Genomic DNA, 16,228 nt, shown 5'->3' with positions numbered 1-16,228 from the left:
CTCTCTAATCAAAGAAGTCTCCCTCGGACTCCTCGTTGTCCGCGGCCTTGCTCGGAGGCTCGACGACCTGCATCGTCGCCCTCGCCAGCTCGACGCTCTGCTTGATCGAATCTGCCGTGACCGGCTCGGCGCCGAGGAGCGTCTCGATCACGAGGCCGAGGTTCATACCGGTGACGTGGACGATCCCGCGCTTCTCCGGCTCCATAAGGACGACCTTCTGGAAGACGGAACCACCGTAGATGTCGGTGAAGATGATGGCCTCGTCCTCAGGGCCCACCGAGTCAATAAAGGCCTGGATGCGAGGGGTGAAATCGGAGTCGTCCACGTAGCAGTCAACTGCCTCCACCATGTCCGCCATGCCGGTCAGGATTCCGATCGAGCTCCTGATTCCGCTTGCGAGGTGGCCGTGCGACGCGACAAGAACTTTCTTCATCGAGTCTCTCCTAGAGCGAATAGTGGTTGGGGTTCAGAAGCTGGATCTTGCTGACGACGAACGCGCGCATGTCGGGGGCGGCGTCCATCAGGAGGCCTATGCCGTTGCCGTCGTTCTTACCGGAGTTGATGTCCTTCTCGAAGGCGCGGTACATGGAACGGAAGTACTCCGTGGCGATGTTGAACTTACTCATGCCGAGGTTCACGGCCTCCTGGAGCTGCTCGTCGGGGATGTCGGAGCATCCGTGCATGACGAGGGGGACGCTGACGGCCTCCCTGCAGGCCTTGATGCGCTCCATGTCGAGGTTCGGGACCTTGACATAGGGGCCGTGGGCATTGCCGACGGCGATGGCGAGCGAGCCGCAACCGGTGCCCTCGACAAACTCCTCGGCGAGGTTCGGGTCGGTGTAGTGGTCGCTGTTCACGAAGTCGTTGGCGTCAGAGCCGTTGCCGACATGGCCGAGCTCGGCCTCGATGTCGACGTCGAAGATCTTGGCGACCTGGACGACGTCCTTCGTGAGCTGGAAGTTCTCCTCATAGGGAAGTGAGGAGCCGTCGACCATGACGGATGGGAAGCCGGCCTTGACGCCCTTGACGGCGATCTCGTAACCAGCGGAGTGATCCTGGTGGACGGCGACGGGCACGCTCGCACGCTCGGCGTAATAGCGGGCGGCGAAGGCGATGATGTCGAGGGCGCAGTGGTCCTCGAAGCCAGGCCAGTACTGGATGATGATGGGCATGTGCTCATCCTCGGCGGCCTGGATCGCATAACGGATGGTCTCCGTATTGATGACGTTAATCGCGGGCACGCCATAGTGGTGCTCGGTCGCATGTTGAAGAAGCTCGTTGACCTTGATGAGTGACATCTTTGTCTTCCTTTCACCTGAATAATCATTGGATCGGACAGTTCTCAGCTCGTCAGCTGGTTGAACACGAAGCGAAGCGCGAGGCTGGCAGGCGCTTGCGAGGCGCGGTGGAGCCTATGCGGCCGCCTGGCCCTCAGGCTGCGGCGCCGCGCTTCGACGCCATAGCACGTACGCCACAAGAGCAGCGACTGCAGCAATCGTTGAAGCGAGGGCGAAGGCCAGGAAACCCGCGTGCGTGCCGAGCGCATCGCACGCCCAACCGCCAAACAGGTTCGCAACCACGACGGACAGACCGCTCTGGACCATCGCGAAGGCGCTCTGACCTCGAGCGCGACAATCCTCGTAAGTGTGGTTGGCAATGTAGGTAACGCAGGAGTAGTAGACGGTCATGTAACTCACGCTCTGCAGCAGCTGGCCGCAGACCATGACCGGGACGATGCCGGTGCCCACAAGCACGAGCCTGAGCGCCGCCATGAAGCAGGAAAAGATCAGGAGGTTCATCTCGCCGAAGCGCCTGACCAGCTTGGAGGAAACGAGCAGGATGGGGATCTCGCTCGCAGCGGAGACCGCACTCAGGACGCCCACGAGGTTCTGACCCTCGCCAAGCTCGACCGCGTAGCGGCCCAAGAACGCCCCGATGAAGCCAATCGCGGCCGAACTGATGAAGGCGAAGACCAAGACGAAGGCGATCTCATTGCTGGTGAACAGCGAGAGGAGGCCCTTTCCGTGGGAGACCTTGGGATCGTCCGCGGCATTGGCGCGAATTCCCGCCTCGGGGAGGCGCCACATGTGAGCCGCGAAGACCACCAGCGCGGCGGAGACCACCGTGAACTGGATTTGAGGAGCCATGTCGAGCAGCCGACCGACGATCAGGACGACGATGGCATAGCCGATAGTGCCACCCATGCGAATGCGAGAAAAGTCCAGGCCAGAGCGATCCGCGAGCTCGATGACGAGGGAGTCGCTCAGGGGCAGGAGCCCCGAGAAAAACGCCGAGAATGCAAAGGTTACGAGAAGGACCGGGACGAACGTCGACGCCAGGTAATACAGCGGAGCGAGTACCGCCGCCGCAAGGCAGAGGGCCACGATGACCGCGCGGCGGCGCCCGAGCTTGTCGGCGATCGTCGACCAGAGCGGCTGGATGGCGAGCGCACACACCGGGGTCGCCGCGAGGAGGATGCCGGTCTGGGCCGCGCTGAGGCCGAGGCTCGTGTAGTGAGCGGAGAGAAACGGCGAGTACACGCCCGCGCAGACCCAGTAGAGTACGTTCGCGAAGAACAGCGAAGTCATGCTTGCGTTTGTCTTGGCGTTGTGCATCGTGCTTCTCCCTTCTTGCTCGCCGGGTGCCTGTCTGGGCTTCGAAGTGATTCACCATCTAGCGTGAAACGGAGTTGCGAGGCGTTGAAACAATGTTCTGTTGTTTCATCGTTTTCGTGCCGTTGTTTCACGACTCATAAGATAGCAGCTCAAGCTGAGATTGCGCCGAGGAAGTACCGATTTACCGTGAACGGTAGGAAATCAGCGGTGAAACGCTATTTCACCGCTGATGAAACATTTTGCTTACTTTTCACCTCTCTTGACCTAAGATACAAAGCAAGCTAGGACCAAGGAGTAACCATGGATAAGACAGGGGATGTGCTCAGCCACATCTGCGCGGTCATGAGCAGCCTATCCCCCTCGGAGAAGGCAATCGCAACGTATGTGCTCGACCACCCGTCGGATGTCGCAACGATGACCGTCCGCGAACTCGCCGCAGAAACCGGTACGTCACCGGCGTCTGTTTCGAGATTCGCAAGGACGCTTGACTACCGAACCTATTCGGACATGCGTCTGGCGCTCGGCATATCCATCAGCAGGGCATCCGGCGAAGAAAAGGCCACGGACGGCAGGATTACTCTGGACGACGTCGAGGGCTCCATCAAGTACGTCCTGTCTCACAAGGTCAAGGAGCTCTCCCAAACCGCCTCGCTCATTGACTCCGATGACTTTTCGGCAGTCGTCAATCTGCTCCACAACGCCAACCTCGTCCTGATCGCGGGCGTCGGCAACTCGATTAACATGGGCGTAAACGCGGCGTTCAAGCTCTCGCAGGTTGGAGTCAGAGCGTTTTGCCCCAGTACCACCGAAGCCATGGTCTCCGTCGCAACCAGCCTCAAGGAGAATGACGTTCTGCTCGTCATTTCGACGTCCGGATACTCGAAGCGCCTCGTCAACATATTCGACTCTGCCGAGGATTCGAACACCCCCATCATCATGATCACAGACAACCCGGATACGCCGCTCGCGAAGCGTGCCACGCATATCATCCGAGCCATCTCGCGAGATCAGGCCATCACCGGAACCGAGATCGCCTTCTCGCACAGCTCGATCAACTTCGTCATCGAGCTGCTGTTCCTCTTCCTGACCTCTTGCTGGGATGACCCGGTAGAGTTTAACAGGATCATCTCGAAGAATCTCATGGGAGACAAGCAATACAGCTAGGACGACGCACGCCGGCGCACCGATGCCCAGACCGAAACGGGAGGACCCCTTGATAAAGCTCATCCTCGCAGACATGGATGGGACCCTGTTGCCGTTTGGCTCAAGGGTCGTATCGGAGCGCACGCACAGCGCGATTCTTTCGGCGCTCGATGCGGGCATCGCGTTCGGCCCCGCAAGCGGGCGCGACTACGCCGACCTGGCCGATGCCTTTGACGGCGACGCGCGCTGTTTCTCGACCGGCATCATGGCCAACGGAAAGAAGGTCTTCTCCAGCGGCGAACTCGTGTTCAAAAAGACGCTCTCGACGGAGGCACTCGTCAAGCTCGATAGCGCTGTACGCCCCTACGCGGGGACGTCACTCTGGCTAGTCGCCGATGTCGATGAGACAGGCAAGCGCTGCGAGCAGTTCCTCTGCGCCGTCGAGCCTGGCGACGAATTCGCCTTGGACGTCGTTAAGGACTCCGGAAGAGACATGGCGCTCGGAGACGTGCCCACGAACCGTGACGTCATAACCGCCGGCATCTTCGTCAACGTCAGCTCCGCCCCGACGGAAGTCGTTCGGAGTCGATGCAAGGAAGCCTGCCCAGAACTTGATTTCCCCTCGCCCGTCCCATTCTTCCTCGATGTTGTTCCGGCTGGCTGGAGCAAGGTAAACGGACTCGACGCGCTTCTCGGCAGCCTTGGGGTCACGCTGGACGAGGTCGCTTTTATCGGAGACTCGGAAAACGACGTGACGCTCCTCGATAAGGTGCCGAACTCCTACGCAGTCGCGGGCGCGATGCCAGAGGCGAAGGCCGCGGCCCATCACCTGATCGGGAACGCAGCCGAGGACTCCGTCGCGAAGCTCATCGAACAGATTGTCCAGCAGCGAGGCTAGGGTTCCGCCAGCGTGGCATGCGCCGCGTGCCTCGTCATCCGTTCGTGGCGCGCTACCTCGTGACGATCCAGAGCGTGGCCATCGTCGCGACGCCGATGCCTACGATGAGCGCGGCCCACAGGACGCGGACCACGGGGTTCATGTCGCCCGCCACCACCATGTCGTTCGCGTGCCAGAACCAGCTCTCGTTTCCCTTGCGCATGATGCCCTCCCTTAGCCTCGATTACGCCATCTATGGCCGAGCAATCGCAGGTCACGTGCCATGGATTTGTCCTACGCCCAGCTTTCAGTTCTGTAAGGCGGCGGGAGCCTGTGCGAGGCCCCGAGTCCTGAGGCTGTTGCAATGAAAATGGGAATCAAGGAGCACGCATCAATCATATGGGTTCCTTTCGAGGGCGATGGCAAACGAAGCATCCATCATATAATGGAGCGACGCAACCAGAGAGGTCACCCATGGAATTTTACGCAAGCTGCCCCGAGGGCTTTGAGTCCGCACTCGCCGATGAGCTTAAACGCCTCGGGCTTTCGCATGTCCGCCGCCTGAAGGGCCGCGCTACGTTTGAGGGCGAGCTCGAAGAAGGCTACCGCGCCTGTCTGTGGTCGCGCCTGGCCAGCCGCGTGTTTGTGGTGCTTGGGCGCTTTGAGGCGCAGGATGCCGATGAGTTGTACGACGGCGTTTACGACATCGCCTGGGAGACCATCATCCGTCCCGGCGCCACCATCGCCATTACCGCCCGCGGCGTGACCGAGCAGCTGCGCAACACGCGCTTCTCGGCTTTGCGCGCCAAGGACGCACTGTGCGACCGCCTGGCCGAGGTCACGGGCCGTCGCGCCGATGTCGATGCCGCCGATCCCGACGTTCACCTGCTGCTTTCGCTGCGTCAGCGCCGTGCGAGCATAAGCCTGGACCTTTCGGGCGATCCGTTATTCAAACGCCTGCCGCCTGCCGCGACCCGCGCCGGCGAGGGTACGCACGTGCTGCGCCCCGACTACGCCGCCCTGGTGCTTTCGCAGGTCGGCTGGACCGCGCTATGCGAGCGCGAGCTGACGGCCGACGATTACGAGAACGAGGCTCTGCCCACGCTGGTCGACGCCTCATGCGCCGGCGGCGGTCTGCTGCTAGAGGCCGTGAATATCCTAACCGACCGCGCTCCGGGCGCCGCCCGCGAGCACTGGGGCTTTGAGGGCTGGCAGCTGCACGACGCCGCCCTGTGGGAGCAGCTGCGTGCCGAGGCGCGCGAGCGCGAGGCGGCAGCGCGCGAGCGGCAGGTGCGCATCGTGGCCGTGGACATCGACCCCGCCGCCCGCAAGACCGCCGAGCGCATGGTCAAGTGTGCCGGCTACAAGCGCTTTGTCGTTTTTTGCGCCGCCAAGCCCGCCACCGTGCTGGACCATGCGGGCGCTGTCGCCGGCGCCGCCGTGGTCGCGGACACCACCGAGACGCCGCTTTCGCTCATGCACGACGCCATGACGCTGGTCGGCGAGCTGCGCCGCGCGCCCGAGCTTGCCGCCGCACCGGTCGCCGCGCTCACCCGCGACGGATTGCTGGCCCGCGCGCTCCACGCCGAGCCCGAGTGCTCGATCGCCGTCATGCCCAACAACGAGGAGGCGACCATCGAAGTCTGGCCCTCTCTCGACCACGCCGCCGCAGCATTTGAGGCTGCGACCAGTGCGGATGCCGAGGCCGAGGTTGCGAATGCCAACGACGTCAACGACAAAGCCACCGCTTCTGCCATGCCCGAACCTGCCGCCACGCTCGACCTGGGCGACGGCAAGCCGCTGCCCGTGCTCATTCCCGAGTCCGAGCAGTTCGCCAACCGCCTGCGCAAAAACGCCCGCCTGCGTCGCAAGTGGGCAAAGCGCGAGGGCGTGAGCTGCTACCGCGTCTACGATGCCGACCTGCCCGACTACTCCGCCGCCATCGACCTGTACGAGGGCTGCCCGCAGACGCCGGGCCGTTGGCTCGTCATCGCCGAGTACGCCGCACCCAAGACCATCGACCCGGCGCTGGCCCAGGCCCGCATGCTCGATATCTTGGCCATCGCGCCGCGCATCCTGGATGTTCCGGCCGAGCACGTGCACGCCAAGGCACGCATGCGTTCGCGCGGCGGCTCGCAGTACGGCAAGCAGGGCGCCGGCAAGGGCGGCTCGGGCGAGCGCGCCAACATCGCGCGCCGTCGCCTGCCGCTCATCGAGGAAGGCGGTCTTACCTTTGCCGTCAACTTTGACGACTACCTGGACGTGGGCATCTTCTTGGACCACCGCGTCACGCGCGATCTGGTGCGCGAGCACGCCAAGCAGGCACGCCGCTTCCTCAACCTGTTCGCCTACACCGGCACCGCTACCTGCTATGCGGCCGACGGCGGCGTCGAGGAAACCGTGACGGTCGACCTCTCCAACACCTACCTGGACTGGGCCGAGCGCAACATGCGCCAGAACGGCTTTGTGGGATCGCAACACCACTTTGTGCGCGACGACGTGCTCGCCTGGATTCGCGACCAGCGCCAGACGCGCAACCGCTGGGACCTGATCTTTGTCGATCCGCCCACGTTTTCGAACTCGTCCAAGATGGGCCGCCGCACCTGGGATGTTCAGCGCGACCATGTTGAGCTTTTGGCCGGCGTATCGCGCCTGCTCGCACAGGGCGGCCACGCCATCTTTAGCTGCAACCTGCGCGGCTTTCGCCCCGAAACGCGCAAGCTCGCGCGCGCGGGCGTCGTGCTGGAGGACATTACAGCACAGACCATCCCCGAGGACTTCGCGCGCAACCAGAAGGTGCACCATTGCTATATCGTGCGCCGTCTGCCTATCGAGGACGCCATGGCCGAGGTCGGCTTTAGTGCCGAGGAGATTGCCGAGCGAACCGAGGAACTGCGCAACCCCGACGCCCGCAAGCCCCGTGCGGCAGTACCCACGCACGCGCAGGCCGACCATGGCAAGCCCAACTTTGCCGGCAAGCCCTCCCCCGCCGGCAAACCTAAAAAGAAGAAGTTCTACGCCAGCAAGCCCAAGGGCAAATAACAAAGTTGCGGTGGAATACGGACTGTTTTGCCTGGAATTAGGCAAATTTAGACCGTATTTCACCGCAACTCATATTGGGATGGTGGTTGACGATCTAGCCTTGGGTGACCAATCGGTAACCGATACCCACATGCGTTTGGATATAGCGCGGATGCGCGGGATCGGACTCGATCTTCTTGCGTAGCGTGCCCATAAAGACACGCAGGCTCGCCAGGTCGCTCTTGGTTGCCGTGCCCCAAATCTCGTGCAGGATAAACTGGTGCGTCAGCACCTTGTCGGCGTTATGCGCCAGCAGGCACAGGAGCTTGTACTCGATCGGCGTCAGATGCAGTTCCTCGCCATCCATCGTGGCAATGCCGGCATCAAAGTCGATATGCAGCTCACCGGTATCGAACGAGCCCTCGGAGGCAACACCGCCCGTTTGCGCATACGAAAGGCGCCTGAGCGTCGTGCGAATGCGCGCGAGCAGCTCCTCGACCGAAAACGGCTTGGTCAGGTAGTCGTCAGCACCGGCATCGAGTGCGCGAATCTTGTCCGCATCCTCGCTGCGCGCCGAGACCACAATGATCGGCATGCCCGACCATGCGCGCACCGACTCCACCACCTTGACGCCGTCCATATCGGGCAGGCCCAGATCGAGCAGCACGATGCTCGGCGCCTGCGACGAGGCAGCGGCGATGGCGGCATGGGCGGTCTCCACGGCCATATGGCGCAAGCCGTGCGCCTCGAGCGCGGCAACGATAAGATTGCGAACGGCGGGGTCGTCCTCAACGACCAAGATGAGCGGTTTCACGGCAGAGTTCGGCACAGCGCTACTCCTTATCAAACGAAACGTCGGCGGCGGGAAGTTCAATCGTAAAGACTGAGCCGTGCAGATCCGCCGCGGCAACCTCTATGCTACCGCCATGTGCCAGCGCAATGGAGCGGCAGAGCGAAAGACCCAGGCCCACGCTGCGATGGCTGTCGGCCAGACCATGGTTGGCGGTATAGAACGACTCAAAGATCCGCTCGCGGTCCTCGGGTGCGATGCCCGGACCATCATCGGCCACCGAGCACGCCACGCGTCCATCGTCGACGCTAATCGAAATCATGATATGCGAGCCTGCGGGCGTATAGGTGATGGCGTTGTTCACCAGATTGACCACCAGCTGCACCATCAGGCGCGCATCGACGTTGACGAGCGCCGGCTCATCGCACGCCACCACCTTAAGGTCGTGCTCGCGCACGGCAGGGTTCACGTGGCGCAGCGCCTCCTCAACGATATCGTCCATGAGCTCGAGCGTGGTCGACAGGCGCATACCGCCGCCCTCGAGCTTGGTGATGGCGAGCAGGTTCTCGACGGTGGCGTTGAGCCATTGCGCATCCGAGCGAATGGACAGAAGCATGCCGCGGCGCGTCTGGCTATCGAGCACGGCGGTGCCGGTCGAGCCCTGGTCGAGCAGCACATCGGCATTGCCCGAAATACTGGTGAGCGGCGTGCGCAGGTCGTGCGAGATGGAGCGCAGCAGGTTGGCGCGCAGCTGCTCGTTTTTGGCGAGCACCGCCGCCTCCTCGCGGGCCTCCATGGCGCGGGCGCGATCGAGTGCCAGCTCGCCTTCGCTCACGATGGCATCGGCAAGTGTCCGCTCCTCGTGCGTCAGCACGTCGGGCTCGGCAACGATAGCCAGCACGCCCACCACCGAGGCGGGGTCGCCCGAGCGCACGAAGCCGTCACCCGTACGGACCGTCAGGTAGATGCCATAAAACGCCGAGCCGCCATAGGTGGCATCGAGCGGCGTTCCCACATAGGCGGACGCCGAGAGCCGCGGCGGCATCTGCGGCGCCAGCTCGTGCACCGGCGCGGCATCGCCCACGGCCGTGTATGTCGCACGCGGCAGCAGGTCATCATCGTCGGCGTCGGCGCTGTACCACACGACCGGACAGCCCGAAAGACGCGCCAGCTGCGTTGCCATGGCATGGATAATTTGCTGCTGGTCGGCGCACCGCTGCAGCATGCGGTTAGTCTCGAGCACCATATGCGTGCGACGGTCGCTGGCGGCAGCCTGCGCCAAGGCGCGGCGCAGGGCCAACGCAATCGAGCTCGACACAAGCGAGACCACGAACATGATGAAGAACATGCCGGGATAGACGCGGTCGACAAGCGACAGCGAGTAGCGCGGGTCGACAAACAAGAAGTTGTAGAGCGCCACGGCGGCAGCCGAGCTCAGCAAGCAATACAGGCGACTCCAGGTAAAGAACGCGCACAGCTGAACGGCGAACACATAGACGATCATGATGCTCGGCGCGAGACCCGGATGGTCGAGCAGCGCGCCCACAATCGTCGCCGCGACCAGCAGCCCCGCCGATACGCAGGCGTCATACAGAGGGCTGCGACGCGTCAGCGTCGTGCGCCGCCACCAAAAGTTCTCGGCAATATCGCCGTCCGCATGGACGTCCATCAGCGCCCCGCCCCTCTCTCAAAAACAAAAACCACCACAAAGGGGACAAGCACCTTTGTGGTGGTTTCCCCTTGTGGTGGTTCCAAGTGTATAGCCTTTGCAGCCTGCGGTCGTTAGACAAACAGCACGTGCGCGAGCAGTGCGCACACGCACGCCGCGACAAACACCAGCGCCACGACCGAAATCACGCGATCGGCCATGTCCATGTTGGCCCGATTCGTGAAGAACCGATCTTCGGCGGCGTCGATACCCGCCTCGCGGACGTCAAGCGTCCTTGCATCCATGTTTACCTCCCCGGCCTCATGCTTATCCATCAAAAACCAACTCCGTGTAGCCGCCGACGTCTACGGCCGCTCGTTGGGAGCCAGGCGTTGCATCTTGTTCACGGCCTTGAACTTGGTGAACAGCGGCACGTACTCAAAGCTCACGTTGGAGTTCTCCAGGCCGTACCAGCGTGCAGGCGTGCCGGCGGCGCGACGAATGATGTACTTGAGCGTGATGGCCGTACGCTCGCTCGGCTCCACATCGCTTTCGGGCGCCAGAAGCTTACGGATCAGGACGAACTTGAACGTACCGATGTTGCCCGGATCCTTGTAGACCGAGTAGTCATGCGTCTGCGCCGGCAGCTCGCCGGTGGCAGCCAGGTCCTGAACGACCTGACGCAGGTAGGCATTGACGCGCTGGTTAATCTTGTAGCCCAGGTACAGATGCACGCGGAACACGTAGTCGGTGCCGAACGTCTCGACCGAATAGGCAAAGGTATGCGGCTCGTCCATGGTCTCGACGTTCACGAACCACCAGGCGCGAGCACGCTTGGGATGCTTGTCCAAGATCGAGTAGACGATATCACGGTCGATGTAATCGGTATGGGTGTCCTTGGTCAGGTACACGATGTTGTCGCTCATGCGCTCGTAGCGATCGTCATCGCGCAGGCGCTTGAGCTGCGGCAGGTAGCTGCGCAGCGGCAGCAGCGTAAACTGGCGCTGCTCGACCGCCGTGCCGTTGTACCAGCACACCATAATGCCCATGATGAGTGCAGCCATGAGGATGGTGAAGTAGCCGCCGTGGAAGAACTTGGTGAGCGAGCTCACGAAGAAGAAGCCTTCGAGCAAAAGGAAGAAGGCCGCGAAGATCCACGGAGCAACCTTGAGCTTGCGCTCCTCGTGCAGGTAGAAGAAGAGCAGCAGCGTGGTGCACATCATAGTCAGCGTAATGGCAAGGCCGTAAGCGGCCTCCATGTGTGCCGAGTTCTGGAACAGCAGCACCACGATGACGCAGCCCACGAGCATGACGTTGTTGACCATGGGGATGTAGAGCTGGCCTTTGGTCTCGGCAGGGTAGAAGACCTGCATGTGCGGCATGAGGTCCAGACGGCTGGCCTCGGACACCAGCGAGAATGCGCCGGTGATGAGCGCCTGCGAGGCAATGATGGCCGCGACGGTGGAAAGGCCTACGGCAAACGGGCGCAGGCCCGGGGCGAGCATCTGGTAGAACGGGTTGAGATCGGCAATGCCCATGAGCTCGGGGTTGGCAGCGTTGTTCATAAGCCAAGCGCCCTGGCCCATATAGGAAAGCAGCAGGCAGCACTTAACGAACGGCCAGGTAGCGTAGATGTTGCCGCGGCCGACGTGGCCCATGTCGGAGTAGAGCGCCTCGGCACCGGTGGTGGCGAGGAAGCAGCTGCCCAGGATCATGATGCCCGCGTGGTTGTTGGGGCTCAGCAAAAAGGCGATGCCGCGCACCGGGTTGAGGCACAGCAGCACGGCGGGGTGCTGGAAGACAAAGAACAGACCCGTACCGCCCAGGAACAGGAACCACAGCGTCATGATGGGGCCAAAGGCGTGACCGATCTTGGCCGTACCGATGCGCTGCACCAAGAAGAGCACGATGATGATGGCGAGCGTAATGGCGACGACGCGACCCTGGTCATCGCCCAGCACGGCATGGACCGCCGGGATGGTGCGCAGGCCCTCGATGGCCGTGGTAACGGTAACGGCCGGCGTCAGGATGCCGTCGGCGAGGAGCGCCGCCCCACCCAGCATGGCGGGGATGATAAGCCACTTGCCGCAACGCTTGACCAGGCTGTACAGGGCAAAGATGCCGCCCTCGCCATGGTTATCGGCGCGCAGTGAGATGAGCACATACTTGATGGTGGTCAGCAGCGTGACCGTCCACACGACAAGGGAGAGCGCGCCGAGCACGAACTCCTCCGTGACGCTTCCGATGCCGCCGTTGCCGGCAACGAGCGCCTTGGTTACATACATAGGGCTGGTGCCGATATCGCCGTACACCACGCCCAGCGTGACGAGCATCGCCGAGATGCTCACAGGAATCGCAGCGTGCGAGGCTGCCTCCTTGGCCTTTTGTTCCATAAGCCGGTTTCCTCCCAACTTTAATGTTCGAAGGGATTATAGGTAATCGGCCCATGTTTGAATGGCACCGTTTTCCCAGCTAGATAAACATTTATACGGCCTTTAGGCCACCACGGCGATATGGAATGAGGCAAAGGGACTATTCCCTTGTCACATTCGTCATTTTCCGAGCCAGTTTTTGAACCACCACTCCATGGAGCGGCTCATCTCGGCCATAAAGGGACTGGTGTGTTTGCGGGTGTAGATATCCACCACGCGCTCGCCCATCTCGCGAGCGTGCGGGCGAAACATCGCGTCCATCTCGGCCACCTGCGCATCCATGGTCGCGGTATCGGCGCGGCGATAGCGCTCCTCGTGCACCAGGTTCACCACGGGATGCGCAATGGCCGGGCGCTCCTTGCGAGGCGTGCCGATAATAAGCATCGACAGCGGCATGGTATAGGACGGCAGATCGAGCAGCGCGGCAACTTCCTCAGCGTTCTCGACGATGTCGCCGATATAGCAGCTCCCCAGCCCCAGAGCCTCGGCGGCGACCACGGCATTTTGCGCGGCGATCACGGCGTCCTGTGCCGCGATGGCGAAGTCGCCCAGACTCGGCGCACGACGGGGCGACTTGCCCGTACGCTCGACAAACTCGGGCTCAAAGCAGCCCACATGCTTAAACAGATCAATCCACTTGGCATAGTCGACCACAAATATAAGTGCCCAGGGCGCCTTGGCAATCATAGGCTGATGGTCGCACAGGTCGGCCAAGCGATCGAGCGTAGCCTGCTCGCGAATACTGATGATGGAATACATCATCATGGCGCCCGCCGACGGTGCGCGACTCGCCGCATGCAAAATCGCCGCACGCTGCTCGTCGGTCACCGCCACGGGACGGTCATCGTCATCACGCGCGAAGGCACGCGTGGAGGAACGGTGCTCCAACGTGTCCAGCACCGCATTGCCCGTCGTCTCGACCGGATAGCCACACGTATCCACAGCCTTGGTGCAAACCTGCTCGTTCATCGCCTCATCCTCGCTAATTCTTTAAGAAGCCTTTACGTTTCCGTGTAATTCCCGTCCATTATCGCGCAGGTCGCCGCTACATTGCGCCACACCGCCACACGTGCGCGTTAATATGGCTGGTTGTTGTGCGCAGCCACCAATTGCAGCGCATATCTTGGTAACAATCGGGTAAACCCCCGTTTTCGTACGTTTTAGTTTGTGAGGAGTCTCAGCATGTTCGCTGCCGCCATCTCGCTCGTCGGTCTTGCGGCGACCGTCTACCTTGTTTTGCGCGAGGCCAAGGCCATTCGCGCTCAGTCGGGCACCGTTGCCAAAAGCGCTCTTGGGTGGAGCGTCGCCTTCGGCCTGTTCCAGCTCTTTTTGACCATTTGGGGCGCCATTGGCCTCGTCGCCCAAAACGAGCCGCTCGCCTTTGTGATGCTCATCCTGACCAACGCCATCCTCACCGGCTGCGCTTGGGCCAGCATCGCCCGCGACCGCATCGCCCCGCGCATCTTTGCGTTCGCCTCGGCCGACGCTCCCGCCCCCACGGGCAAGCTCGCCCGCCTGCGCGGCGCCTTTGTGGGCAAACCGCTCGTTGCCGCCGTGCTGTGCCTGCTGCTCGCCGGCGTCTTTGCGCTGCTGGGCATGGAGGTCTCGTCCAACCACGACTTTACCTGGGTCTACCCCCTGTGCATCCTGCTCGAGTGGGCCATCATCACCACGCTCATGACCGGCCTGTTCTTCCTGTTCCAGCGCCACGGCGCAGCTCCCGCGGTCCTGGCCTTTGCCCTCTTTGTCCTGGGCATTGCCGAGTTCTTCGTTATCACGTTTAAATCCATGCCGATCCAGCCGGGCGACCTTTCGGCCATCTCCACCGCCGCCGCGGTCGCCGGCAACGGCTACACCTTCTCGATCTCGCTGTTCTGCGTGCTGTCCATGGGCTTTACCGCCATCGCCATGCTGCTGTGCGAGTACGCCGGCTTGGTGGCACCGCACCGTCAGAAGGGTGCCGCCAACGCCAAGCGCATGCTGCTCACCAACCTGCTCGTGGCGGTGCTGTGCCTGGGTGGCGTGACCGCGCATGTCACGCTCATCGACTACTACAACACCCTCGGCATCACCGTCTACACCTGGCGCCCGCTCGAGAGCTACTGGCGCGAGGGCTACCTGCCCGCCTTTATTAGTGCAGCACAGTCCATTAAGCCGCCCAAACCCGCCGACTACTCCGTCGACGATGCCAAGGCCACGCTCAAAAAGTACGCCAAGGCCTACGACAAGTCCGACGCGGCCAAGAGCGACGAGCGCACCGCCGCAAAGGAGCAGTTCGACAGCGAGAAGCCCACGGTTATCGCCATCATGAACGAGACCTTCTCGGACCTGTCCATCTACCAGGACATGCGCGCCGGCTACGAGGGCCCGCAGTACTTTAAGAACCTGTCCAACTGCCTCAGCCGCGGCAAGCTCTATGTGAGCGCCTACGGCGGCGGTACCGCCAATACCGAGTTTGAGTTTATGACCGGCAACTCCATGGCCAACCTGGGCTCGGGCGTGTACCCCTACACCATCTACAACATGGAAACGACTGGGAACCTGGCAGAGCAGTTCAAGTCGCTCGGATATTCCACCACGGCCATGCACCCCAACCACGCGACCAACTGGAACCGCGAGAACGTCTACAAGGACTTTGGCTTTGACCAGTTCCTGTCCATCAACGACTTCCAGGGAGCCGACACCCTGCGCGGCATGGTGACCGACCAGGCTACCTACGACAAGATTCTGGAGCTGCTCGACCAGAACGCCGATCCGCAGTTCATCTTCGACGTGACCATGCAGAACCACTCGGGCTACGATACGGGTCTGCTGCCGGTCGACAAGCAGATGCACCTGAACATCGACACGACCGATCTGGATGCCAAGACCATCGAGGACGGCACACTGTCCGATGTCGACGAGTACGTCTCGTGCATTGAGCAGTCCGACCAGGCGCTGCGTTACTTCCTCAACGCCTTGAGTAAGCTCGACCGCAAGGTGGTCGTGGTGTTCTGGGGCGACCACCAGCCGTTCTTCCCGTCCAAGTTCAACGACAAGTGGTTTACCGGCGAGGACGACGCCACGCACCAGGAGCGCTTGTGGCAGACCGACTACATCATCTGGGCTAACTACGACGTTGCCGGCTGCGACCAGACAAGCGAGGTCGACGACCTGTCCACCAACTACCTGTCCACGCAGCTGATGCAGCTGATCGGCGCACCGCTGACCGACTATCAGAAGGCGCACATGACGCTGCGCGAGTCGCTGCCCGCTATCAACTCCGTGGGCTACGAGGACGCCAGCCTGCGCTGGGCGCTCTCCTCCAACGTCACCGGTGACGACGCCGCCGCAGCAGCCGCCACCAAGGCGCGCGAGGATTACGCGAAGATGCAGTACTACGAGATGTTCCGCGACGGCAAGAACGTGTACACCGAGCACTTCCAGACCGAGGCCAACGAAACCGACCCCAACCTGGCGCCGGGTACGACCAAGATCAAGTAGCGACTAGCTACGAGTTCATAACTGAAACGTCTGTCCGGGCGGAGGCATATAAGGTTCCCTGCTCAGACAGTCCTGCGCAAGACGGAGGCCACATTAAGTGGCCTCCTTTGCGTGCGGAACTCGCGATGAACCTTATATGCCTCTGCCCGGACAGACGCCTTGTTGTTGGTGACGCATAATTTCTTTCGCAAATTGACAACCGCATAGCGGAACACGGCC

At 62.0% G+C, this 16,228-nt stretch carries 13 protein-coding genes; 4 read left to right on the top strand and 9 right to left on the bottom strand.

What is annotated here, in order from left to right:
- Window positions 1–4: 4 nt before the first annotated feature.
- The 3 genes from DWY05_RS07260 to DWY05_RS07250 all read right to left on the bottom strand — a co-directional run bounded on the left by DWY05_RS07260 (window position 5) and on the right by DWY05_RS07250 (window position 2,588).
- Window positions 5–433 carry a PTS sugar transporter subunit IIA gene (locus tag DWY05_RS07260; RefSeq protein ID WP_117635576.1) on the bottom strand — a complete coding sequence of 143 codons (429 nt, stop codon included), beginning with the start codon at window positions 431–433 and terminating at the stop codon, window positions 5–7.
- A 10-nt stretch (window positions 434–443) separates the two neighbouring features.
- Window positions 444–1,298, bottom strand: coding sequence for a class II fructose-bisphosphate aldolase (locus DWY05_RS07255; protein WP_117635577.1), 855 nt, complete (start codon window positions 1,296–1,298; stop codon window positions 444–446).
- 114 nt (window positions 1,299–1,412) lie between these two features.
- Window positions 1,413–2,588: an MFS transporter gene (locus DWY05_RS07250; RefSeq protein ID WP_158565742.1), complete on the bottom strand. Its 1,176-nt coding sequence runs from the start codon at window positions 2,586–2,588 to the stop codon at window positions 1,413–1,415.
- Window positions 2,589–2,915: 327 nt separating this feature from the next.
- Here DWY05_RS07250 and DWY05_RS07245 point away from each other — a divergent pair, with 327 nt between their 5' ends.
- Entirely contained in the window at window positions 2,916–3,779 is an 864-nt protein-coding gene (locus DWY05_RS07245; protein WP_117635579.1) for a MurR/RpiR family transcriptional regulator, read from the top strand.
- 49 nt (window positions 3,780–3,828) lie between these two features.
- Complete coding sequence (locus DWY05_RS07240; protein ID WP_158558712.1) at window positions 3,829–4,656, top strand: HAD hydrolase family protein; 828 nt, start codon at window positions 3,829–3,831, stop codon at window positions 4,654–4,656.
- A gap of 52 nt (window positions 4,657–4,708) precedes the next feature.
- On the opposite strand, the gene DWY05_RS09955 is transcribed toward DWY05_RS07240, so the two are convergent.
- Entirely contained in the window at window positions 4,709–4,858 is a 150-nt protein-coding gene (locus DWY05_RS09955; protein WP_158558713.1) for a hypothetical protein, read from the bottom strand.
- 251 nt (window positions 4,859–5,109) lie between these two features.
- On the opposite strand from DWY05_RS09955, the gene rlmKL reads away from it, so the two are divergent.
- Window positions 5,110–7,677: a bifunctional 23S rRNA (guanine(2069)-N(7))-methyltransferase RlmK/23S rRNA (guanine(2445)-N(2))-methyltransferase RlmL gene (gene rlmKL / locus DWY05_RS07235; RefSeq protein WP_117821206.1), complete on the top strand. Its 2,568-nt coding sequence runs from the start codon at window positions 5,110–5,112 to the stop codon at window positions 7,675–7,677.
- Window positions 7,678–7,771: 94 nt separating this feature from the next.
- Here the strand turns inward: rlmKL and DWY05_RS07230 are convergent, their stop codons facing one another.
- The 5 genes from DWY05_RS07230 to DWY05_RS07210 all read right to left on the bottom strand — a co-directional run bounded on the left by DWY05_RS07230 (window position 7,772) and on the right by DWY05_RS07210 (window position 13,495).
- Window positions 7,772–8,485, bottom strand: coding sequence for a response regulator (locus DWY05_RS07230; RefSeq protein WP_117648427.1), 714 nt, complete (start codon window positions 8,483–8,485; stop codon window positions 7,772–7,774).
- Between the two features lie 4 nt (window positions 8,486–8,489).
- Complete coding sequence (locus DWY05_RS07225) at window positions 8,490–10,115, bottom strand: ATP-binding protein (RefSeq protein ID WP_117821207.1); 1,626 nt, start codon at window positions 10,113–10,115, stop codon at window positions 8,490–8,492.
- A gap of 113 nt (window positions 10,116–10,228) precedes the next feature.
- On the bottom strand, window positions 10,229–10,399 hold the full coding sequence (locus tag DWY05_RS09950; RefSeq protein WP_158558714.1) for a hypothetical protein: 171 nt from the start codon (window positions 10,397–10,399) through the stop codon (window positions 10,229–10,231).
- 60 nt (window positions 10,400–10,459) lie between these two features.
- Window positions 10,460–12,487 carry a KUP/HAK/KT family potassium transporter gene (locus DWY05_RS07215; protein WP_117821209.1) on the bottom strand — a complete coding sequence of 676 codons (2,028 nt, stop codon included), beginning with the start codon at window positions 12,485–12,487 and terminating at the stop codon, window positions 10,460–10,462.
- A 159-nt stretch (window positions 12,488–12,646) separates the two neighbouring features.
- Window positions 12,647–13,495, bottom strand: a complete 849-nt coding sequence (locus DWY05_RS07210; protein WP_117821210.1) for a nitroreductase family protein — start codon at window positions 13,493–13,495, stop codon at window positions 12,647–12,649.
- Between the two features lie 213 nt (window positions 13,496–13,708).
- Between DWY05_RS07210 and DWY05_RS07205 the strand changes: the two genes are divergently transcribed.
- Window positions 13,709–16,009 carry an LTA synthase family protein gene (locus DWY05_RS07205; RefSeq protein ID WP_117821211.1) on the top strand — a complete coding sequence of 767 codons (2,301 nt, stop codon included), beginning with the start codon at window positions 13,709–13,711 and terminating at the stop codon, window positions 16,007–16,009.
- Window positions 16,010–16,228: the final 219 nt, after the last annotated feature.

Origin of the sequence: Collinsella sp. AF23-4AC (assembly GCF_003462685.1) — a bacterium.
Lineage (GTDB): Bacteria > Actinomycetota > Coriobacteriia > Coriobacteriales > Coriobacteriaceae > Collinsella.
This window is presented reverse-complemented; position numbering and strand designations above follow the sequence as displayed.